The following is a 19,752-nucleotide window of genomic DNA, read 5'->3' on the forward strand; positions in this document are numbered from 1 at the left end:
AAACATCACGTCTGCCGATCAATTGTTCCGCCTTGCAGTCGGGCCACAGCAGACGGTGACAGCGCCAAAACAATGCCGGCATGTGCCGGCATTCTGAGAGGAAAGAACGGTTGAGCGCCCTGGGAGCGCTGTACGGATGGGTTCAGGGCCGCATATTGTGCTTGGCCAGCAGCCGGTACATCGTGGTCCGCGAGATGCCGAGATCGCGCGCGGCGCGGCTCACGTTCTGGCCGCTGCGGTCGAGGCAGGCGCGGATCGCCAGCCGCTCCGAGCTGCAGCGCGCATCGTCGAGTACGGCCTCGATGGGCGGCGACGGCATCGCCAGGTCGAGATCGTCGGGCTCGATCCATTTGCCGTCGGCCATCACCATCGCGCGCCGTACGCGGTTGATCAGTTCGCGCACGTTGCCCGGCCAGTTGTGGGCCGCGATCGCGCTCAGGGCGTGGCTGCTGAAGCCCTTCAGGCCGGGCGCCTTGTCGGCCGCATGCTGGTGGAAGAAGTGCTCGGCCAGTTCGACCAGGTCGTCGCGCCGTTCGCGCAGCGGCGGCACCGTCACCGGCAGCACCGAGAGCCGGTAATACAAATCTTCGCGGAAGTCGCCGCGCAGCACCGCCTGCTGCAGGTTTACGTGCGAGGCCGAGATCACGCGCACGTCCACCGGAATGGCGCGCGTGGCGCCGAGCCGGATGATGGTTTTCTCCTGCAAAAAGCGCAGGAAATTGGCCTGCAGATCCTTTGGCAGGTCGCCGATCTCGTCCAGGAACAGGGTGCCGCCGTTGGCCGATTCGATCAGGCCGACCTTGTCGCGCGCCGCACCGGTGAACGCGCCGCGCTCGTAGCCGAACAGTTCCGAGTGGATCAGGTTGGGGGCAATCGCCCCGCAGTTGATCGGCACCAGCGGCCCGGTCGCGCGCAGCGACTGGCGGTGGATGGCCTGCGCCGTGAGCTCCTTGCCGCTGCCGCTTTCGCCCCAGATCAGCACCGGCGCGTCGACCTTGGCCACCCGCTCGACCTGGCCGCGCAGGCGCTGCATGGCGTCGCAGCTGCCGATCAGGCTCGATGCCGAGGCGGCAGGCCGGGCGCGTGGGCGGCGCAGCTGGGCGTGCCCGTGCACGTGGCCGAGCGTATGGGCCAGGCGCTGCAGATCGACCGGGACCGTGTGGTAATCGCACAGGTAGTCGGCCACCAGGTCGCGGCAGGCGGGCGCCGCCAGCGTTTCGGCGCGGAATACGCCGACCCACTGCACCCCGCTGTGCTGGCGCAGGAAACGGTCGATCTCCTGGTGCGGCTTCGATCCGATCACGTGCATCAACAGGCCGACGAGATAGGCTTCCTGGCGCAGTTCGGACCTGGCTTCATCCAGGCTGCCGACGCTGCGAATGTCCCAGTCGGGCATGGCCTCGCGCAGCATGGCAGCCGCGTCAGGACTATCGGGGGCAATGCAAAGCAATCGTTTCGGCGTCATCCATTCTCCTGAATCCGGTCTGCCGGCCCTGCGACGGTGCGGGCGCCGGCACATGCAATTTTGACATCAGCATGTTCCAGATCCAAGGATACCGCATTCACCTAGTTGTACTGGTGACAATTGAATTGTGCGTGCTGCGTTAGCAACTCAGCAATTTAAGAGCTTGACCGATGCTGTATTTTAAGGCAGCCCGAGCAGGTCGGCGCGCGGATAGCCCCAGCGCGGCAGCGGCGACGGGCAGGGCACCTGCGCCTGGGCCTGCTTCTCATAAGGCAGGGTCGAAAAGTTATGGCTGCCGTGCGGGCCGTAGCGCACGTCGGTGGCATGGCCGTCCGCCAGCGAGGGCGTGCGCGCGAAGCGCAGCCAGGCGTCGACGCGGCAGTCGGCGGCCCGCAGCGCCTGCAGGCGTGCTTTCGAGCCGCGCTCTTCCCAGCCCCAGGCCAGGCTGTCTACGGTTTTGCCGACATACTCGCCGTGCATCTTGAACGGGCAGGCCGCCACAGGCGTGATGCCGGGCGCCAGGCTCAGCACGCCGCGCCGGACCTGGTAGCCGTCGTCGCCGTCGTTGCCCGATACGCTCACCACCGTCCAGCACAGCGGATTGGCGGGAAAGGCCGAGAGGGCGGTGTCGAAGATGCGCACATGGGGATCGCCGCGGCGCAGGCTGGCCGCCACCTGCTCGCGCGCCAGGCCGGCGCTCCAGGCCTGCACCAGCACGAAGCCGAGCACGGTCGCCACGCCCGCCACCAGCGCCGTGCGTTCGCTCCGGCGCCGCGTCAGCACCAGGGCCAGCAGCCAGATGACGGCCAGGCCGGCGAGCGAACCCCATTCCAGGAAGCCGGCCAGGGTGAACAGCAGCGGCACGGCCAGCAGCAGCGCCAGGAAAGTCCTGCGCAGCCAGGGCCGCGCCACGTGCGCCGCCAGCGGCGTGCCGAGCGCCAGCCAGAACACCGGCTCGACGATGAAGATCATGTCGCCATAGAACCAGCGCGGATCGAAGGGCGCGAACGGGTGGACGCCGTAGACGTTCATCGCATCCATGCCCAGGTGCAGCAGCAGGCCGAGCACGGTGGTCGCGAACAGCCCGAGGCGCGCCGCGCCATTCGTGCGCAGCAACTGGCGCGCCGCCGGCCACAGCAGCCAGATCGCGGCCAGCATCAGCAAGCCCTGGGGCAGGGCGTACAGCAGCGTGTGCGTGTGGCCGCGGTGGTGCAGCAGGTAGCCGAGCGGTTCCGGCGCCAGCCCGGTCAGCACCAGGTCGAGGTCGGGGAAGTTGCTGGCGACTGCCGCGCTGACCAATAGGAGGCGGCGCCGGGTGCCGGCGCGCTGCGGATCGGCTTCGACGGGCAGCAGGCGGTGGGTCAGTTCGCCCAGCGCGAGGCCGGCCAGGGAGTGGGTGAGATTGTCCATTGGGCAATATTAACACCCGCACCATGTCGTCGCGCACGTGTAACGGCGCCGTGAATTCTTCTGGTGATAAAGGCAAGTTATGCCTTGGACGTGGAAAACGTCGCGTACAATCCTCCGTTTTATATTGCATTGAAGCAACAAAGGAGTATCATGCGTAGCAACTTGCCCATTACCGGCATCGAATACCGCATGCAGGCAGGCCAGTCGATCGTGTCCACGACCGACACCAAGGGCCGCATCACCTATGTAAATCCGAGCTTCGTCGAGGTGAGCGGTTTTGCCGAAGCCGAGCTGCTCGGGAAGGCGCACAACGTCGTACGCCACCCCGACATGCCGTCCGAGGCGTTTGCCGACTTGTGGCAGACCTTGCAGGCCGGCAGGCCCTGGACCGGCATGGTCAAGAACCGCCGCAAGAACGGCGATTTCTATTGGGTGGTCGCAAACGTGGTGCCGGTGCGCGAGAATGGCGCCGTGTCCGGGTACATGTCGGTGCGCACCGCCCCCACACCGGAACAGGCCGCCGCCGCCGAGGCCTTGTATGCGCGCTTTCGGTCCGGCGCGCGGGGCGGACTGGCAATCCGCGGCGGGCGTGCCGTGAAAACCGGCTTTGCGGCGCGCCTGGCTGCGCTGCGCCGGATGTCGCTGGGACGCCGGCTCGGCCTGGTCATGGGCGCCCAGGCCTTGCTGCTGGCCGTGCTGGGCGCCGCGGCCGATGGCGCCGCCTTGTGCGTGGCGGCGGGCCTCGGCGTGCTGGGCACCCTGGCCGCCTGGGTCCAGTTGCAGCGCAGCCTGGTGGCACCGCTGCGCGCGGCCACCCGCGCCGTGCATGCGCTTGCCGGTGGCGACCTGTCGCAACCCTGCGAGGCCGGCGCTGACGACGAGCTTGGCCATTTGCTGCTGGCGCTGCGCCAGATGAATGTCAACCTGCGCGCAATCGTTGGCGATGTGCGCAGCAACGTCGGTTCGATCGAACGCGCCACGCGCGCCATCGCCGCCGGCAATGGCGACCTGGCCGGCCGCACCGAGGCCCAGGCCGCCAGCCTGGAAGCCACTGCCGTCAGCCTCGGGCAGATCGCCGCCGCCGCCACCCGTAACGCCGACAGCGCCCAGCGCGCAGACGCCCTGGTCGGCGCGGCAGCCGGTGTGGCAGGACACGGCGGCGAAGCCGTCGAGCGGGTCGGCGGCACCATGGGCCAGATCAGCACCTCGGCAGCACGCATCGTTGACATCATCGGCCTGATCGATGGCATCGCCTTCCAGACCAATATCCTGGCCCTGAACGCGGCGGTGGAGGCGGCGCGTGCCGGCGAGCAGGGGCGCGGCTTTGCCGTCGTCGCCGGCGAAGTGCGCAGCCTGGCCCAGCGCTCGGCCGGCGCCGCGAAGGAGATCAAGGCGCTGATCGACGACTCGGTACGCAAGGTCGGGCAAGGCGATATGCTGGTGGGCGAGGCGAGCCGGACCATGCGCGATGTCGTCGGTTCGGTCCAGCAGGCAGCGGCCATCATGTACGACATCACGCTCGCCAGCCGGGCCCAGGGTGGCGGCATCGCCGAGGTGAGCGCTGCCATGGGCGCGCTCGACGCGATCACGCGCCAGAACGCGGCACTGGTGGAACAATCGGCCAGCGCCTCGGCGAACGTGGCGGAAGAAGCGGCGCAGCTGGGACAGGCTTTGTCGGTGTTCAGGCTGGGAGCTGGGCAAGGGTAGGGAACTCGACAGCAATGCGGTCTGCTTGATGTGCGTCAAGGATTCGGCTGAGGTTGATCAATAGACTCCTCGTATCAAGCCGAGCCGCACCCCGCGGCCGGCAGGCAGCAGGAGTCTCCCCATGCTTCACCAGCACATCCCCGTCAGCGCGATCCGCCGCGCGGCGGTCCCCGTCGCCAAGGCCGTCGACTTCGACCCCGAACTGGTCGGGCGGCTCGGCAAGAACGGCCCGCGCTACACCTCCTACCCGACCGCCGACCGCTTCGGCGACGGCTTCGCCTACCGCGACTACCTGCACGCGGTGGCCTCGGTGCGTACCCGTGGCGGTGCCCGCCCGCTGTCGCTCTACCTGCACGTGCCGTTCTGCGACACGGTCTGCTACTACTGCGCCTGCAACAAGATCGTGACCAAGAACCGCGAAAAGGCCGCCACCTACCTCGGCTACCTGAAGCGCGAGATCGCGATGCAGGCCGCGCTCTTCGCCGGCATCAACGAAGTCGAACAGCTGCACTTCGGCGGCGGCACGCCGACTTACCTGAGCGACGAGCAGATGGGCGAACTGATGGCCCACCTGCGCCGCAGTTTTCGCTTCGCATCGGACGACATCGGCGAGTATTCGATCGAAGTCGACCCGCGCACCGTTACCAGGGAGCGCGTGCACAGCCTGCGCCGCCAGGGCTTCAACCGCATCAGCCTGGGCGTGCAGGACTTCAATCCCGCAGTGCAGAAGGCCGTCAACCGCGTCCAGCCCGAAAGCGAAACGCGTGCCATCATCGCTGCCGCGCGCGAGGCGGGTTTTCGTTCGATCAGCATCGACCTGATCTACGGCCTGCCCAGGCAGAACCTGGCCACCATGACCGCCACCATCGAAAAGGTGATCGCCGCCAGCTCGGACCGCATCTCGATCTACCACTACGCCCACCTGCCGCACGTGTTCAAGCCGCAGCGGCGCATTCTTGAGGCGGACATGCCGTCTTCCACAGAAAAGCTGGCCATGCTGGCCCTGTGCATCGAGCGCCTGACCGGGGCCGGCTACGTCTACATCGGCATGGACCACTTCGCGAAACCCGGCGACGACCTCGCCATCGCCCAGCGCCAGGGCCGCCTGCACCGCAACTTCCAGGGCTATTCGACCCATGCCGACACCGACCTGATTTCCTGCGGCGTGTCGGCCATCAGCGCGATCGGCGCCACCTACAGCCAGAACGCCAAGACCCTGGAAGACTATTACGAGGCGCTCGACAACAACGAGCTGCCGGTGGTGCGCGGCATCGCGCTCGGCATGGACGACCTGCTGCGCCGCACCATCATCGGCAAGCTGATGTGCCAGTTCGAGCTGTCGATCTCCGCCATCGAGCTGGCCTTTCCGATCGCGTTTGGCCAGTACTTCGCCGACGAGCTGGTGGCCCTGCGCCAGCTCGAATACGACGGCCTGGTCACCATCGAGGGCGACTGGATCTCGGTGACGACGCGCGGGCGCCTCCTGATCCGCAACGTCTGCATGGTGTTCGACCGCTACCTGGCGGCGCCGCGTGCAGTGCCGGCCGCCGTTCCACGCTACTCGCGCACTCTATAAGCAGATGAGCCCCAGCCTGTTCCCGGTGTTCGTCGTGGGCCTGCTCGGCAGCGTCCACTGCGGCGCCATGTGCGGCGGGATCGTCGGCGCCTTGTCCGTGACGCCGCCGCGTACGCGCGCAGGCGTGGCAGTCATTGCGCTGCGCCCTGCCATCGCCGACCGCGCCGGCCTGCACGTGGCCGCCTACAATGCCGGGCGTCTCGCCAGCTACATGACAGCCGGCGCGCTGGCCGGCGGCGTGGCGCAAGGGGCAAGCGCGTTGACAGCGTTGCCGGCCTTGCAGGCGGGCGCGTACTGGCTGGCGAACGCGATGCTGGTCGCCCTCGGCCTGCACCTGATGAATGCCTGGAGCGGCATCGCCCACATCGAACGGGCGGGGCAGCTGGTGTGGCGCCACGCGCGCCCGCAACTGGCCCGGATCGGCCCGCCCGACACCCCGGGCCGCATGTTCGCAGCCGGCGCCCTGTGGGGCTGGCTGCCCTGCGCCATGGTCTACAGCGTGCTGGTCACGGCGATGCTGAGCGGCTCCATCGTCTCCGGCGCATTGACCATGCTTGCCTTCGGCCTGGGCACGCTGCCGATGATGCTGGCGCTCGGCCTGCTCGGCGCCCGCCTGCGCGGCTGGCTGCGCCTGCCGGCGGTGCGCATCGGCTGCGGCGCACTGGTGCTGGCCTTTGGCGTGACCGGCCTGCTGCGCGCGGTGGGTGGACTGCCGCCCAGCTGGCTGCACCTCGTGTGCGTTGCGCCATGAGGGACGGCAGCGAGGACGCGGCGGCGGAGGACGACGCCAGCGCGGCGACACCACCCGCATCCGACGATTGCCCCGGCGGTTGTTTCCACTGCGGCCTGCCGCTGCCCGCACACAGCCCGTGGCGCGCCTCCGTCGGCGGCGCCGAGCGCGCCATGTGCTGCCCGGGCTGCGCGGCGGCGGCGCACACCATCGTCGACGCCGGCTGCGGCGACTACTACGACACCCGCAGCGGCTACGGCGCCACCGTCGATGGCGGCATTGTCGATGGCGCACCCGAGCTGGCGCTGTTCGACGCTGCCGGAAACACCGGCGAAGGCAGCTTCACCGTCGAAGGCATCCGCTGCGCCGCCTGTGTCTGGCTGATCGAACGCCGCGTGAACGCGCTGCCCGGCGTACAGGAAAGCCTGCTGAACGTCAGCACGGAGCGCCTGCAGGTGCGCTGGGACCCGGCCGTCTGCAAGGTGAGCCACATCCTGCGTGCGCTGCGCGCCATCGGCTACAGCGCCTATCCTTACGACAGGGAGCGCCACGGCGAACAGCTGGAGCGTGCACGCCGCAAGCTGTTCCGCCAGCTGTTCGTGGCCGGGCTGGCGATGATGCAGGTGATGATGTACGCGGTGCCGGTCTACCTGGCGGACGACGGCAGCATGGATGCCGACATGGCGGCGCTGATGGGCTGGGCTTCCTTCGTGCTCACGCTGCCGGCCGTGCTGTATTCGGCGCTGCCCTTTTTCGGCGGCGCCTGGCGCGACCTGCGCCGCGGCCTGCCGGGCATGGACGTGCCGGTGGCGCTCGGCATCGGCGCCGCCTTCATCGGCAGCACGGTGGCCCTGGTCCGGGGCCGGGGCGAGGTCTGGTTCGACTCGATCACGATGTTCATCTTCCTGCTGCTGGCCAGCCGCTACCTGGAACTCAGCGCCCGCCGCCGCGCCACCCGTGCGCTGGAGGCGCTGCAGGAAGCCATGCCGGCCGCAAGCCAGCGCATGCCGGCCTATCCGCTCGAGCGCGCCACCGAGCTGGTGGCGGCGGCCAGCCTGCAGCCGGGCGACGTGGTGCTGGTCGCGCCCGGCCAGGCGGCGCCGGCCGACGGCGTGATCGTCGAGGGCGAGACCGATGCCGATTTGTCGCTGCTGACCGGGGAAAGCAGGGCGCGGCGCATGGCCGTGAACGACATGCTGCCCGGCGGCGCCGTCAACGTGACGCAGCCCGTGCTGCTGCGGGTGCAGGCGGCGGCGCGCGACAGTACCCTGGCGCTGCTGGTGCGCCTGGCCGACAAGGCCGGGCAGGGCAAGCCGGCGCTGGCGCTGTGGGCCGACCGCGTTGCCGCCTGGTCGGTGGCGGTGCTGCTGGTGCTGACCGTGATCGTGTTCCTGGCCTGGCAATTGGTCGACCCAGCGCGCGCCTGGCCGGCGGCGATCGCGGTGCTGGTCGTGACCTGTCCGTGCGCGCTGTCGCTGGCCACGCCGACCGCGCTGGCCGCGGCCACCGGCCGCCTGCTGCGGCGCGGCGTGCTGGCCGTGCAGCCGCACGCACTGGAAACCCTGGAGCGCGCCACCCACGTCGTGTTCGACAAGACCGGCACCTTGACCCTGGGCCGGCCCGTGGTGCGCGACGTCCGCGGCTTCGGTGCGTCGCGCGAGCGCGCGCCGCAGGCAGTGGCGCTTGCCGCTGCACTCGAAGCCGGCAGCGTACACCCGCTGGCGCAGGCGATCCGCGCCGCCGCGGCCGGGCCGGCCAGCGAGGCACGGGACGTCGTCCACACGGCCGGGCAGGGCATCGAGGGCGACGTCGACGGCGTGCGCTACCGGCTCGGCAGCGCGGCCTTCGTGGCGGCGCTGGCCGGCCGCCGCATGCCGGCGGCGCCCGAGGCGCAGGGCAGCGCGGTCTGGCTCGGCAGGCAGGGCGCCTGGCTGGCGCGCTTCGATATCGCCGATGGCCTGCGTTCCGAGGCAATCGAGGTCGTGCGCCGTTTCGAGGCTGCCGGCAAGACCGTGGTCCTGCTTTCCGGCGACGAGTCGCGCGCGGCCCAGCAGGTGGCGGCGCAGCTGGGCATCCGCCTGGCGGCGGGCGACCAGCTGCCGCAGCAGAAACTGGACTTCGTGCGCGAGCTGCAGGCGCAGGGCGCCACGGTGGCGATGGTCGGCGACGGCATCAATGACGCCGCCGTGCTGCGCGGGGCCGACGTCTCGTTTGCGATGGGCGGCGGCGCCGCGCTTGCCCAGCTGCACGCCGACTGCGTGCTGCTCGGCGACAGCCTGCTGCCTCTGCTCGACGCTCTCGACACCGCGCGCCGCACGCTGCGCATCATCCGCCAGAACCTGGCCTGGGCCAGCGTCTACAACCTGTGCGCGATTCCGCTGGCGGCAACGGGGCTGCTGAATCCCTGGCTGGCCGGTGTCGGCATGGCCGCCAGTTCGGCGGTGGTGGTGCTGAACGCCCTAAGGTTGAGGAAATAAAAGGAAGGCGAGAATGGAAGCGCTGTATCTCTTGATTCCCCTGAGCCTGGTGCTGGTGGCGCTGGCGCTCTGGGTCTTTTTCGGCGCCGCCGACAGCGGCCAATTCGACGACCTGGAAGGTCCGGCCCTGCGCCTGCTGCGCGACGACGACCGGCCAGCCGGCTGAGGTGCAGCATGACAAACAGATTCATTCTTTCTCGACAATAAGTTTCCTCGCGGTTACTCTAAGTTTTTTGACAAGAAAACGAGACGCGATGAAGAAGCTGGAGCGCCGCCTGAGCGTGGCATTGTTATCCCTGGGGCTATCCCTGGCCGCCAGTGGCGCTGCCCGGGCGGCCGGCTTCACTCCCTGCATTGATGCCGCCAGCAAGCCGGCACTGGCCGGCAGCCTGTGCGCCGTGGAGCGCGTCGCCGCCGATCCATCGGGCCTGGCCGGCGCGCCGAAAGCCGGGCTCCAGCTGTTCGTGCGCAAGTTCCCGGCCACGGGCCAGGCGCGCGGGCAGGTGTGGCTGATCGCCGGCGGTCCGGGCGAATCGGGCGCCTCGTTCTATGGCCTGCTGCCGGTGCTGCGCAAGGCCTTTGCCGGTTTCGACCTGCTGGTCCCCGACCACCGCGGCACGGGATTCTCCACGCGCCTGTGCCCGGACGAAGAATCCGCGGCCTCGCCCGGCGGCACCGCGCTGGCCGGCGCCGAGTGGGCCAGCTGCTTCCAACGCCTGAACGAGCAGCCGGCCTATGCGCGCCAGTTCTCGCAAACGAACGCGGCGCACGACCTGAAGCGCCTGATCGGCAGCGTTCCGCGCCAGGGCCAGACCTGGGTGTATGGCGTGTCGTACGGCACCCAGCTGGTGCTGCGCACGCTGGCGCTGGGAACGGAGCACATCGACGGCGTGGTGCTCGATTCGCTGGTGCCCTTGCAGGACGACGCCAGCGCGGACCTGAGCCGGCGCTCGCTGACCACGGACGCAGCCGGGCGCAAGCTGCTGGCCTGGTGCGATGGCTACGATTATTGCCATGCCCAGTTGGGCGAACCGGCCGAGGCGCTGTACCGCCGGGTGCTGGCGCGCTTCGACGGAGACCCGGCGCTGCAGGCCGCGGTGCCCGGCAAGAACCTGAAGCGCTTCTTCGGCGCCAGCCTCGACGTGCCGGACGCCGCCACGCGCATTCCCTACCTGCTCAAGGCGCTGGAGGGAGGCAAGACCGAGGGTATCGAGGACATGAAACGGGAACTGGAGCGGGAAGGCGCGGTGCTGGGCGCCTTCCCGCAGTCGCCGCCTTCGATTGCGCTCGTGTCCATCATCAGCGGCTCGGAAAACAATTTGCAGCCGGGCCGCCAGCGCGACGCGGTGCGCCAGGAAGAGCAGGGCTGCTGTTTTCGAGTACGTTGCCGGGACTGCTGATCGAGCCTGGCCTGCCGCTGTACCCGCGCGACGCATTCTTCGCGAAACTGCCGCCGCGCCTGCCGCGCACCCTGGTAATCCAGGGCGAGCGCGATGCGAAGACGCCCTACGACGCCGCGCTGCGCCACGTGGCCGCGCTGCGCGAACGCGGCCCGGTCGAGGTGTTCACGATCGCGGACGGCGCCCACTTCGCGCTATGGACCTCGAGCGTCTGTGTGGAGAAGGGCATCGACGCGTTCGTCGACAAGCGCCCGCTGACGCCGCCGTGCCGGACGGTGAAGGTGCGGATGCAGCACTGACTTACATGGTCGGGCCGCGGCCCGTGCCTTCCTCCTGCTCGATGCGTTCCTGGCACTGGATGCAGGTCTGCACGGTGGGCGTGGCCAGCAGGCGCTCTTCCGGGATGTCACAGCCGCAGGACACGCAGATGCCGTAGCCGCCGTTTTCCAGGCGGCCGATGGCGGCGTCGATCTCGTGCAGGAGATTTGTTTCGTGCTCGGCGAAGTGCTCTTCGTCGTGGGCGATCATTTCGGCTGTCGGCGCGTCGTCGTTCTGCACCAGGTGGGCGCGCGGCGAGATCACTGGGGGTTCGTTGCCTTCGGGGTCGGCATCGGTGCGGACACGGACCGTGGCAAGGGCTTCCTCGCGGGCTTGCTGCAGGCGTTTGGCGATTTCTTCGTGGAGGGATTGCGAGATGGGCATATGGCGTTCCTTGTCGATGTTTTAGGTAATGTGGAAAACATCGCCGCAGTGAATCGTACGGTGGGCACCCCGTGCCCACGCGGGTACGTGCGCATCCGGGGCGCGGCGGCCGTGACGACTCGCTCCGCGGCGTTTCTACATAAGGTTACGCCAGCGCGGCGCTTTGGGGCGCGCCCTACGGTGCTGCGGTCGGGGAAGAAACATGGCCAACAACGATCAGGCTTTCGCGTGGGCACGGAGTGCCCACCGTACGATCATTGCCGCAGGCCAGAAACCGTGAGCCATGACGCTTCATTGAAGCCGCATTCCATATCCCATGCGAAATTTGAAATTTTGATTCACATCAAGGATTTTTAAAGTCCAGAAAACTACTCTCCCTGCTGTGATCGCAGTCAACCCACTCGGGAGAGTACCTTGGAAAGCAGTCAACACTATAACTACAAGATCGTGCGCCAGTTTGCCATCGCCACGGTCGTGTGGGGCGTCATCGGCATGGCCGCCGGCGTCTTCATCGCGGCGCAGCTGGCCTGGCCCGCGCTCAACTTCGACATCGCCTGGCTGTCCTACGGCCGCCTGCGTCCGCTGCACACGAACGCGGTGATCTTCGCCTTCGGCATCTGCGGCCTGTTCGCCACCTCCTATTATGTGGTGCAGCGTACCTGCCAGGTGCGCCTGTTCTCCGACAAGCTGGCCGCCTTCACCTTCTGGGGCTGGCAAGCCGTGCTGGTGTCGGCCGCGGTCACGCTGCCGATGGGGCTCACGCGCGGCAAGGAGTACGCCGAACTCGAATGGCCGATCGCGATCCTGATCGCCATCGTCTGGGTCGCCTACGCCGTGGTTTTCTTCGGCACCATCGTCAGGCGCAAGGTCCAGCACATCTACGTGGCCAACTGGTTCTTCGGCGCCTACATCATCGCCGTGGCCGTGCTGCACATCGTGAACGGCGCCGTCGTCCCGGTGTCCGCCTTCAAGTCCTACCCGGTGTACGCCGGCGTGCAGGACGCCATGATCCAGTGGTGGTACGGCCATAACGCGGTCGGCTTCATCCTCACCGCCGGCTATCTCGGCATGGTGTATTACTTCATCCCGAAACAGGCCGAGCGCCCGGTCTACTCCTACCGCCTGTCGATCGTCCACTTTTGGGCGCTGATCTTCACCTACATGTGGGCCGGCCCGCACCACCTGCACTACACCGCGCTGCCCGACTGGACCCAGTCGCTGGGCATGGTGTTTTCCCTGATCCTGCTGGCGCCAAGCTGGGGCGGCATGATCAACGGCGTGATGACCCTGTCGGGCGCCTGGCACAAGCTGCGTTCGGATCCGATCCTGAAGTTTTTGATCGTCTCGCTCTCGTTCTACGGCATGGCCACCTTCGAGGGCCCGATGATGTCCATTAAAACCATCAACTCGCTGTCGCACTACACCGACTGGACCGTCGCCCACGTGCATGCCGGCGCCCTGGGCTGGGTCGGCTTCATCACCATGGGCTCGATCTACTACCTGATCCCGCGTCTGGCCGGGAAGAAGGAGATATACAGCGTCCAATTGGTTGAAGCGCATTTTTGGGTCGCCACCATCGGCATCGTGCTGTACATCGCCGCGATGTGGATCGCCGGGGTGATGCAGGGCCTGATGTGGCGCGCGGTGAATCCGGACGGCACGCTCACCTATACCTTTGCCGAAAGCGTGAAGGCGACCTATCCCTACTACGCGGTGCGCTTCCTGGGCGGCTTCCTCTACCTGTCGGGCATGCTGATGATGGCCTTGAATACCTGGAAGACCCTGGCCGGCACGGTGAATGTGGATGCGCCGATCCCGCAGCCGAACAAGCCGATGCATACGCCGATCGATCCGCATGTACCCGCGCACGCCTGAACGGAGAGCCACGAACATGAAAAACTTTACCCATGAATGGATCGAAAAGAATCCCTGGCTGCTGATCGGCCTGGTGATCCTGGTGATCAGCTTCGGTGGCCTGGTCGAGATCGTGCCGCTGTTCTTCCAGAAATCCACCACCGAGCCGGTGGCGGGCTTGAAGCCTTATTCGCCGCTGCGCCTGGCCGGCCGCGACATCTACATCCGCGAAGGCTGCTACAACTGCCACTCGCAGATGATCCGGCCCTTCCGCGCCGAGACCGAACGCTATGGCCATTACTCGGTGGCCGGCGAATTCGTCTACGACCACCCCTTCCAGTGGGGCAGCAAGCGCACCGGCCCGGACCTGGCGCGCGTGGGCGGCCGCTACAGCGACGAGTGGCACCGCACCCACCTCGACAACCCGCGCGACGTGGTGCCGGAATCGAACATGCCCGGCTACCCCTGGCTGGCGAAAACCAAGCTGGTGCCCGCCGAGATCGTGCCGAAGATGCGCGCGATGCAGGTGCTCGCCGTGCCCTACGGCGAAGAGGAGATCAAGAATGCGCCGGCCGAGCTGGCGAACAAGACCGAACAGGATGCCCTGATCGCCTACCTGCAAGGCCTGGGCACGCACATCAAGACAAGGAACTGAGGAACCGACATGGAACTCGCACACATCTTTGACAGCGCCAGCAGCGTGATGACGGTGGTCTCGTTCGCCACCTTCATGGGCATCCTGCTCTGGACCTTCCTGCTGCACCGCAGCCGCGACTTCGACGCGGCGGCCGCGCTGCCCTTCCTGGACGAGGAGAAGGACCATGTCTGACTTCACCAGCGGCTTCTGGAACTGGTACGTCGCGCTGATCACCATCGCCTCGATCGCCGGCTGCGCGATCCTGCTGTGGTCGCAGTCGCGCTACAAGGTCAAGCTCGATGCCGACGGCCAGCCCGCGAAGACCACCGGCCACGTCTGGGACGAGGACCTCACCGAACTGAATACACCGATGCCGCGCTGGTGGATGGGCCTGTTCTATCTCACCATCGTGTTCGGCATCGTCTACCTGGTGCTGTTTCCGGGCCTGGGCAGCTATGCCGGCAAGCTTGGCTGGAATTCGACCGGCGCTTACCAGGCCGAACTCAAACAGTCCAGCCTTGAGTACGGCCCGCTGTTCGCGCGCTACGCCAGCCAGGACCTGAAGGCGGTTGCCGCCGACCCGCAGGCCCATGCCATCGGCGAGCGCATGTTCCTGAACTACTGTGCGCAGTGCCATGGGTCCGACGCGCGCGGCAACAAGGGCTATCCGAACCTGACGGATGGCGACTGGCTGCACGGCGGCGAACCCGAGACCATCAAGCAGACCATCATGGCCGGCCGCATCGGCCAGATGCCGGCCATGGGCGTGGCGCTGGGTTCGGACAGGGACATCGAGGGCGTGGCCCACTACGTGCGCAACTTGTCGGGCCTGACGGCCGACCCGGTGAAGGTCGCCTTCGGCAAAGCCAAGTTCGGCGCCTGCGCCGCCTGCCATGGCGCCGAGGGCAAGGGCAATCCCATGCTGGGCGCGCCGAACCTGGCCGATAAAACCTGGCTGTACGGCGGCAGCGCCGACACCATCATGGAAACCATCCGCAAGGGCCGCACCAACACCATGCCGGCGTTCGGCGACTTCCTGGGCGAGCCGAAGGTGCACGTGCTGGCGGCCTATGTGTGGAGCCTGTCGAACCCGGCGCCAGCCAAGTCCCTTGACGACAAGGTAGCGGCAAAATGAGCATGCCGAAGGAAGCGGTGGTCAAGATGTACGCCGCGCGCGAAGAAATCTACCCGCGCGAAATCAGGGGCCACTATGCGCGCCTGCGCTGGGCCGGGGTCTGGCTGACCCAGATCGTCTTCTACGGGCTGCCCTGGCTGCAGTGGAACGGGCGCCAGGCGGTGCTGTTCGACCTCGGTGCGCGCAAGTTCCACCTGTTCGGCCTGGTGCTGTGGCCGCAGGATTTCATTTACCTGGCCGGGCTGCTGATCATCTGCGCCTATGGGCTGTTTTTGGTCACCGCGGTGGCGGGGCGGGTGTGGTGCGGCTTCGCCTGTCCGCAGACGGTGTACACGGAACTCTTCCTCTGGATCGAACGCCAGATCGAAGGCGCGCGCAGCGCCCGCATCCGCCTGGATCGCCAGCCGTGGACGTTCGAGAAAATCTGGAAGAAGGGCGCCAAGCACGCGGCCTGGCTGGCCGTGGCGCTGTGGACCGGCTTCACCTTCGTCGGCTACTTCACGCCCGTGCATACGCTGATGCACGAGGTGGCCAGCTTCAATCTGGGCGCCTGGGAAGGCTTCTGGGTGCTGTTCTACGGCTTCGCCACCTATGGCAACGCCGGCTGGATGCGCGAACAGGTGTGCAAGTACATGTGTCCGTATGCGCGCTTCCAGAGCTCGATGTTCGACAAGGACACCCTGGTCGTCACCTACGACCGCAAGCGCGGCGAACCGCGCCGTCCGGGCGCGCGCGTGGCGGGCGACAAGCTCGGAGACTGCATCGACTGCACCATGTGCGTGCAGGTTTGCCCGACCGGCATCGACATCCGCCGCGGCCTGCAATACGAATGCATCGGCTGCGCCGCCTGCGTCGACGCCTGCAACGGCGTGATGGACAAGGTAAGCAAGCCGCGCGGGCTGATCCGCTATGCGACCGAGAATGCGCTGGCGCAGGGCTGGGGCGCGCAGGAGGTGAAGCGGCGCCTGCTGCGTCCGAAGGTGCTGGGCTATACGGCGGTGCTGGGGCTGCTGATCCTGGCCATGACCACGTCGCTGGCCTTGCGCACGCCGCTGAAGGTGGACGTGATCCGCGACCGCGGCTCGATGGGGCGCGAGGTCGAGGACGGGCAGATCGAGAACGTGTACCGGCTGCAGCTGATGAATACAAGCGAAGACGCGCGCAGCTATCGCCTGACCGTCGACGGCATGCCCGGTGCGCGCATCGTCGACGCCAGCGTGGTAGCGCTCGACGGCGCCAGCGCGCGTGCGGTGCCGGTGCGGGTGCGCGCCGCGGCGGGCGAGGGCGGTTCGCACCGGATCGCGTTTACCGTCACCGCGCTGGACGATTCGTCGGTGTCCGTGCGCGAAGAAGCGGCCTTTATCGTGCCGCGCTGAAGGAGTGAATGATGCAACACGCTGTCAAGAAGCCGCCTGTCAAACCCTGGTACAAGCACCGCTGGCCCTGGTTCATCATGCTCGGTCCGGCGGCGGTGATGGTGGCCACGGCCGTCACCGTCTGGCTGGCCGTGCAGCAGCCCGACGCGATGGTGGTCGACGACTACTACAAGCAGGGCAAGGCCATCAACCAGGATCTGCGCCGCGACCGCGTGGCGACCTCGCTGCAGCTGGCGCTGGACGCCCGCTTCGATGCGCAGGCCGGCACGCTGTCCGGGCGTTTGCTGAGTTTTGGGCGGCCGATGCTGGCGCCGTTTCGCATCCACCTGGCGCATCCAACCCAGCCGCAGAAAGACGTGACGCTGGAGGTACGGCCCGACGACTACGGCAACTTCACGGTGAATGCTAAGGGGCTGGAGCCGACGCACTGGCAGGTGGTAGTCGAAGGCGAGGGCAGGGAATGGCGCCTGGCGCGCAGCTGGAGTCCGGCAAAGCAGCCCGCGCTGAACATCGTCGCGGATGACTCGTAGGGTGGGCCGGGCCGCGCAAGTGCCCACCCTACGCACCCCGCACCCCGCACCACAGCTGTAAAGACTGTCCCCACCCTCTCTTCCATGTTAGATTTTCGTCACGGCAACCCGCCGCACGATCAATCAGAAGAGACATCCATGCCCGCATCCTCCCGTCGTATCCTGCGCACCGCCATCGCCTCGCTGTTCGTCCCGCTCGCCATCGCCGCCGCCGTCCTGCCGCAGCAAGCCCTGGCCGCCCCGGCCACCGCCACGGCCGCCGTGAAACCGAACGCCGCCTTCGACAAATGGGCCGACGGCTTCGCCCAGGACTGGGTGCGCCAGAACCCGCAGTTCGCCACCTCGACCCAGTACTTCAGCGGCGCCGAGCAGGATGCGCTGGACCGCCAGTTGACCCCGCAAACCCCGGCCCAGCGCCAGAAGATGATCGCCCTGGCCAGGCAGGGCATCGCGCGCCTGGATAAATGGATGGCCGGTCCGCTGGACGAGACCCAGCGCATTTCGGCGGCGGTGATGCGCTGGTCGCTGTCGAACACGGTCGCCAACGAGCCCTTCGAGGACCACGGCTTCGTGTTCCAGCAGTTCAGCGGCGCCCAGGTCAGCCTGGTCAACTTCATGACGCAAACCCACCCGATGCGCCGCGCGTCGGATGTCGACAGCTACCTGGCGCGCCTGGAACAGGTGGGCACGCGCATGGACGAAGCCCTGGCCCGCGCCAAAAGCGCCACGGCGAAAAAGATGATCCCGCCGCGTTTCATCCTCGAGCGCGCCCAGTTCCAGGTCGATACCTTCCTGAAGCCCGCCGCCGCCCAGAACGTGCTGGTCACCTCGCTGGAAGGGCGCACAGCGGCCCTGAAGGACCTGAGCCCGGAAGCACGCACGGCGGCAATCGCGCGTGCGACGAAGATCGTCGAAGACAAGGTCCGCCCGGCCTACGCGCGCGTGCAGGCCTTCATGGCCGAGCTGCATCCGAAGACGAACGACACGGCCGGCATCGCGCGCCTGCCGAACGGCATGGCAGCGTACAACCGCGCGATCGAGAACTACACCAGCACCAAGCTGACGGCCGAGCAGATCCACGCCATCGGCCTGCGCGAAGTGGCGCGCATCGAAGCCGAGATGGACAAGCACCTGCGTGCGCTCGGCTTCAACGAGGGCGGCATCGAGGCGCGCATGAAGGCGCTCGACGCCACCTTCCAGCCAAAGGGTGAAGAAGACCCGCGCCCGGCCATCCTGGCCAGCTACGCCGAGATGGTGAAGGATGCCGAGCGCCGCAGCGCGTCCCTGTTCAACCTGAAGCCGCGCGCACCGGTGGAGGTGCGCCGCGAGCCGCCGCTGACCGAAGCATCGGCCGCCGCCCACTACAGCCTGCCGGCGCCGGACGGCAGCCGTCCTGGCGTGTTCTGGGTGCCGCTGCGCGGCCCGAGCTTCAACATGATCCGCATGCGCAGCCTGTCCTACCACGAGGCGGTGCCGGGCCACCACTTCCAGCTGGCGATCCAGCAGGAGCTGGAAGGCATCCCGAAATTCCGCAGCCAGCGCATCTTCAGCGGCGGCAGCGCGCACAGCGAAGGCTGGGCGTTGTACACCGAGCGCCTGGCGGTGGAGCAGGGCTGGTATGAAGGCGACGTGCCCGGCCTGCTCGGCGCACTGGGTTCGGAACTGTTCCGTGCGCGGCGCTTGGTGGTGGACACCGGCCTGCATACCAAGGGCTGGACGCGCCAGCAGGCGGTCGACTACGGCATCAATGTCGAAGAAGTGGACCGTTACGTGGCATGGCCGGGGCAGGCCACGGCCTACATGATCGGCATGCTGCGCATCGTCGAACTGCGCGACAAGGCGAAGTCGGCGCTGGGTGCGAAGTTCTCGCTGCCGGCATTCCACGATATGGTGCTGAGCGCCGGTTCGGTGCCGCTGGATGTGCTGGGGCAGCTGGTGGATGGGTGGATCGCCAAGGAAAAGGCCAAGGCGTAAGCAATGAGTGGGCCGGTGCGGCAGCGCCGCCGGCCCATGTGAATGAGGTTTCTCAGGGTGGAGAATCGTCAGGCTGGCATGTCGCCAGCTTGACTGTCCAAACGATGTTGGCGCCCTGCGTCTTGTCCTTTAGGTAACAAGCTCGTACACTGGGCCATACCGACTGTCCGCTATAGCCTGCGCAGTCATTTCGTGCGAAGCGAGAAAGAAACCAGTGCCCCTTTCACATGACAACCCATTGGTCATTCGACGTTTATGATAAATACTGAGCGCTTAATCTTACGGAAACACACGCTGGATGATCTGGACTCGCTGTTCCAGCTGGCCAGCGATCCGGCTGTGCTTCAGTTTCTTCACAGCGCTCCTCCCACGCGTGAAGAAGCGTGGAATCGATTGCTTCGTTATGCAGGTCATTGGAGCCTGCAGGGTTTTGGCATGTTCGCGGTCATCGAGCGGGCCACCAATCAGTTTATTGGCGAAGTGGGCCTGGCAGACTTCGGGCGCGGGCTCGGCGATGACTTCGATGGCGCGGCTGAAGCGGCGTGGGTGTTCAAAGGGGACTCGCATGGGAAAGGGTTTGCGCTGGAAGCGATGACGGCAGCGCTCGACTGGTTCGATGAACAAGCTTTGTCGTCGCGTAGCGTGTGCATTATCGATCCCCTAAATACTGCCTCGATCAGACTGGCGGAGAAGTTGGGATTCAGTAACTACGGCCAGGGACATTACAAGGGTAGTTGTTTAGTATCGTGCGATCATATTCCTCGCCGTAGCTGGCCTTT

Annotated in this window: 18 protein-coding genes; 15 read left to right on the forward strand and 3 right to left on the reverse strand. The window is 67.1% G+C overall.

Annotation, left to right across the window (positions count from 1 at the left end):
* Nucleotides 1–142: 142 nt before the first annotated feature.
* Nucleotides 143–1,465, reverse strand: coding sequence for a sigma-54 dependent transcriptional regulator (locus QWL29_RS24580; RefSeq protein WP_305825483.1), 1,323 nt, complete (start codon nt 1,463–1,465; stop codon nt 143–145).
* A 180-nt stretch (nt 1,466–1,645) separates the two neighbouring features.
* Nucleotides 1,646–2,875 (reverse strand): metal-dependent hydrolase, encoded by a 1,230-nt coding sequence (locus tag QWL29_RS24585; protein WP_305825484.1) that lies wholly within the window; start codon nt 2,873–2,875, stop codon nt 1,646–1,648.
* A 150-nt stretch (nt 2,876–3,025) separates the two neighbouring features.
* On the opposite strand from QWL29_RS24585, the gene QWL29_RS24590 reads away from it, so the two are divergent.
* The 7 genes from QWL29_RS24590 (at nt 3,026) to QWL29_RS24620 (ending at nt 11,064) form a co-directional block, all read left to right on the forward strand.
* A complete protein-coding gene (locus tag QWL29_RS24590; RefSeq protein WP_305825485.1) occupies nt 3,026–4,582 on the forward strand; it encodes a methyl-accepting chemotaxis protein in 1,557 nt (518 codons plus the stop codon).
* A gap of 121 nt (nt 4,583–4,703) precedes the next feature.
* Entirely contained in the window at nt 4,704–6,158 is a 1,455-nt protein-coding gene (hemN, locus tag QWL29_RS24595) for an oxygen-independent coproporphyrinogen III oxidase (protein ID WP_305825486.1), read from the forward strand.
* Nucleotides 6,159–6,162: 4 nt separating this feature from the next.
* Complete coding sequence (locus QWL29_RS24600; protein WP_305825487.1) at nt 6,163–6,909, forward strand: sulfite exporter TauE/SafE family protein; 747 nt, start codon at nt 6,163–6,165, stop codon at nt 6,907–6,909.
* Nucleotides 6,906–9,365, forward strand: coding sequence for a heavy metal translocating P-type ATPase (locus QWL29_RS24605; protein ID WP_305825488.1), 2,460 nt, complete (start codon nt 6,906–6,908; stop codon nt 9,363–9,365). Before QWL29_RS24600 ends, QWL29_RS24605 begins: the two co-directional genes overlap by 4 nt.
* Before the next feature lie 13 nt (nt 9,366–9,378).
* Nucleotides 9,379–9,531, forward strand: a complete 153-nt coding sequence (ccoS, locus tag QWL29_RS24610) for a cbb3-type cytochrome oxidase assembly protein CcoS (RefSeq protein ID WP_305825489.1) — start codon at nt 9,379–9,381, stop codon at nt 9,529–9,531.
* Between the two features lie 88 nt (nt 9,532–9,619).
* Complete coding sequence (locus tag QWL29_RS24615) at nt 9,620–10,765, forward strand: alpha/beta fold hydrolase (RefSeq protein ID WP_305825490.1); 1,146 nt, start codon at nt 9,620–9,622, stop codon at nt 10,763–10,765.
* Nucleotides 10,750–11,064, forward strand: coding sequence for an alpha/beta hydrolase (locus tag QWL29_RS24620; RefSeq protein WP_305825491.1), 315 nt, complete (start codon nt 10,750–10,752; stop codon nt 11,062–11,064). The genes QWL29_RS24615 and QWL29_RS24620 overlap by 16 nt, the downstream gene beginning before the upstream one ends.
* A gap of 1 nt (nt 11,065) precedes the next feature.
* Here the strand turns inward: QWL29_RS24620 and QWL29_RS24625 are convergent, their stop codons facing one another.
* Nucleotides 11,066–11,467, reverse strand: coding sequence for a TraR/DksA family transcriptional regulator (locus QWL29_RS24625; protein ID WP_305825492.1), 402 nt, complete (start codon nt 11,465–11,467; stop codon nt 11,066–11,068).
* A gap of 414 nt (nt 11,468–11,881) precedes the next feature.
* Between QWL29_RS24625 and ccoN the strand changes: the two genes are divergently transcribed.
* The 8 genes from ccoN to QWL29_RS24665 form a co-directional block, all read left to right on the forward strand.
* On the forward strand, nt 11,882–13,342 hold the full coding sequence (gene ccoN / locus QWL29_RS24630; protein WP_305825493.1) for a cytochrome-c oxidase, cbb3-type subunit I: 1,461 nt from the start codon (nt 11,882–11,884) through the stop codon (nt 13,340–13,342).
* A gap of 16 nt (nt 13,343–13,358) precedes the next feature.
* Entirely contained in the window at nt 13,359–13,976 is a 618-nt protein-coding gene (gene ccoO / locus QWL29_RS24635; protein ID WP_305825494.1) for a cytochrome-c oxidase, cbb3-type subunit II, read from the forward strand.
* A 9-nt stretch (nt 13,977–13,985) separates the two neighbouring features.
* Complete coding sequence (locus tag QWL29_RS24640) at nt 13,986–14,150, forward strand: cbb3-type cytochrome oxidase subunit 3 (protein ID WP_305825495.1); 165 nt, start codon at nt 13,986–13,988, stop codon at nt 14,148–14,150.
* Entirely contained in the window at nt 14,143–15,093 is a 951-nt protein-coding gene (gene ccoP / locus QWL29_RS24645; RefSeq protein WP_305825496.1) for a cytochrome-c oxidase, cbb3-type subunit III, read from the forward strand. The genes QWL29_RS24640 and ccoP overlap by 8 nt, the downstream gene beginning before the upstream one ends.
* Nucleotides 15,090–16,469, forward strand: coding sequence for a cytochrome c oxidase accessory protein CcoG (gene ccoG / locus QWL29_RS24650; protein WP_305825497.1), 1,380 nt, complete (start codon nt 15,090–15,092; stop codon nt 16,467–16,469). Before ccoP ends, ccoG begins: the two co-directional genes overlap by 4 nt.
* Before the next feature lie 8 nt (nt 16,470–16,477).
* On the forward strand, nt 16,478–16,999 hold the full coding sequence (locus QWL29_RS24655; RefSeq protein ID WP_305825498.1) for a FixH family protein: 522 nt from the start codon (nt 16,478–16,480) through the stop codon (nt 16,997–16,999).
* A gap of 138 nt (nt 17,000–17,137) precedes the next feature.
* Nucleotides 17,138–18,973, forward strand: a complete 1,836-nt coding sequence (locus QWL29_RS24660) for a DUF885 domain-containing protein (protein ID WP_305825499.1) — start codon at nt 17,138–17,140, stop codon at nt 18,971–18,973.
* A 255-nt stretch (nt 18,974–19,228) separates the two neighbouring features.
* Nucleotides 19,229–19,752 (forward strand): GNAT family N-acetyltransferase (locus QWL29_RS24665; RefSeq protein WP_305825500.1); only part of this gene is annotated, 524 nt, incomplete at its 3' end.

Origin of the sequence: Massilia brevitalea, assembly GCF_030711405.1 — a bacterium.
Lineage (GTDB): Bacteria > Pseudomonadota > Gammaproteobacteria > Burkholderiales > Burkholderiaceae_D > Telluria > Telluria brevitalea.

Bases quoted from the DNA above. Each gene is read 5' to 3' on its own strand.
- QWL29_RS24580 (WP_305825483.1), bottom strand. From the start codon at position 1,465: ATGACGCCGAAACGATTGCTTTGCATTGCCCCCGATAGTCCTGACGCG.
- QWL29_RS24585 (WP_305825484.1), bottom strand. From the start codon at position 2,875: ATGGACAATCTCACCCACTCCCTGGCCGGCCTCGCGCTGGGCGAACTG.
- QWL29_RS24590 (WP_305825485.1), top strand. From the start codon at position 3,026: ATGCGTAGCAACTTGCCCATTACCGGCATCGAATACCGCATGCAGGCA.
- hemN (WP_305825486.1), top strand. From the start codon at position 4,704: ATGCTTCACCAGCACATCCCCGTCAGCGCGATCCGCCGCGCGGCGGTC.
- QWL29_RS24600 (WP_305825487.1), top strand. From the start codon at position 6,163: ATGAGCCCCAGCCTGTTCCCGGTGTTCGTCGTGGGCCTGCTCGGCAGC.
- QWL29_RS24605 (WP_305825488.1), top strand. From the start codon at position 6,906: ATGAGGGACGGCAGCGAGGACGCGGCGGCGGAGGACGACGCCAGCGCG.
- ccoS (WP_305825489.1), top strand. From the start codon at position 9,379: ATGGAAGCGCTGTATCTCTTGATTCCCCTGAGCCTGGTGCTGGTGGCG.
- QWL29_RS24615 (WP_305825490.1), top strand. From the start codon at position 9,620: ATGAAGAAGCTGGAGCGCCGCCTGAGCGTGGCATTGTTATCCCTGGGG.
- QWL29_RS24625 (WP_305825492.1), bottom strand. From the start codon at position 11,467: ATGCCCATCTCGCAATCCCTCCACGAAGAAATCGCCAAACGCCTGCAG.
- ccoO (WP_305825494.1), top strand. From the start codon at position 13,359: ATGAAAAACTTTACCCATGAATGGATCGAAAAGAATCCCTGGCTGCTG.
- QWL29_RS24640 (WP_305825495.1), top strand. From the start codon at position 13,986: ATGGAACTCGCACACATCTTTGACAGCGCCAGCAGCGTGATGACGGTG.
- ccoP (WP_305825496.1), top strand. From the start codon at position 14,143: ATGTCTGACTTCACCAGCGGCTTCTGGAACTGGTACGTCGCGCTGATC.
- ccoG (WP_305825497.1), top strand. From the start codon at position 15,090: ATGAGCATGCCGAAGGAAGCGGTGGTCAAGATGTACGCCGCGCGCGAA.
- QWL29_RS24655 (WP_305825498.1), top strand. From the start codon at position 16,478: ATGATGCAACACGCTGTCAAGAAGCCGCCTGTCAAACCCTGGTACAAG.
- QWL29_RS24660 (WP_305825499.1), top strand. From the start codon at position 17,138: ATGCCCGCATCCTCCCGTCGTATCCTGCGCACCGCCATCGCCTCGCTG.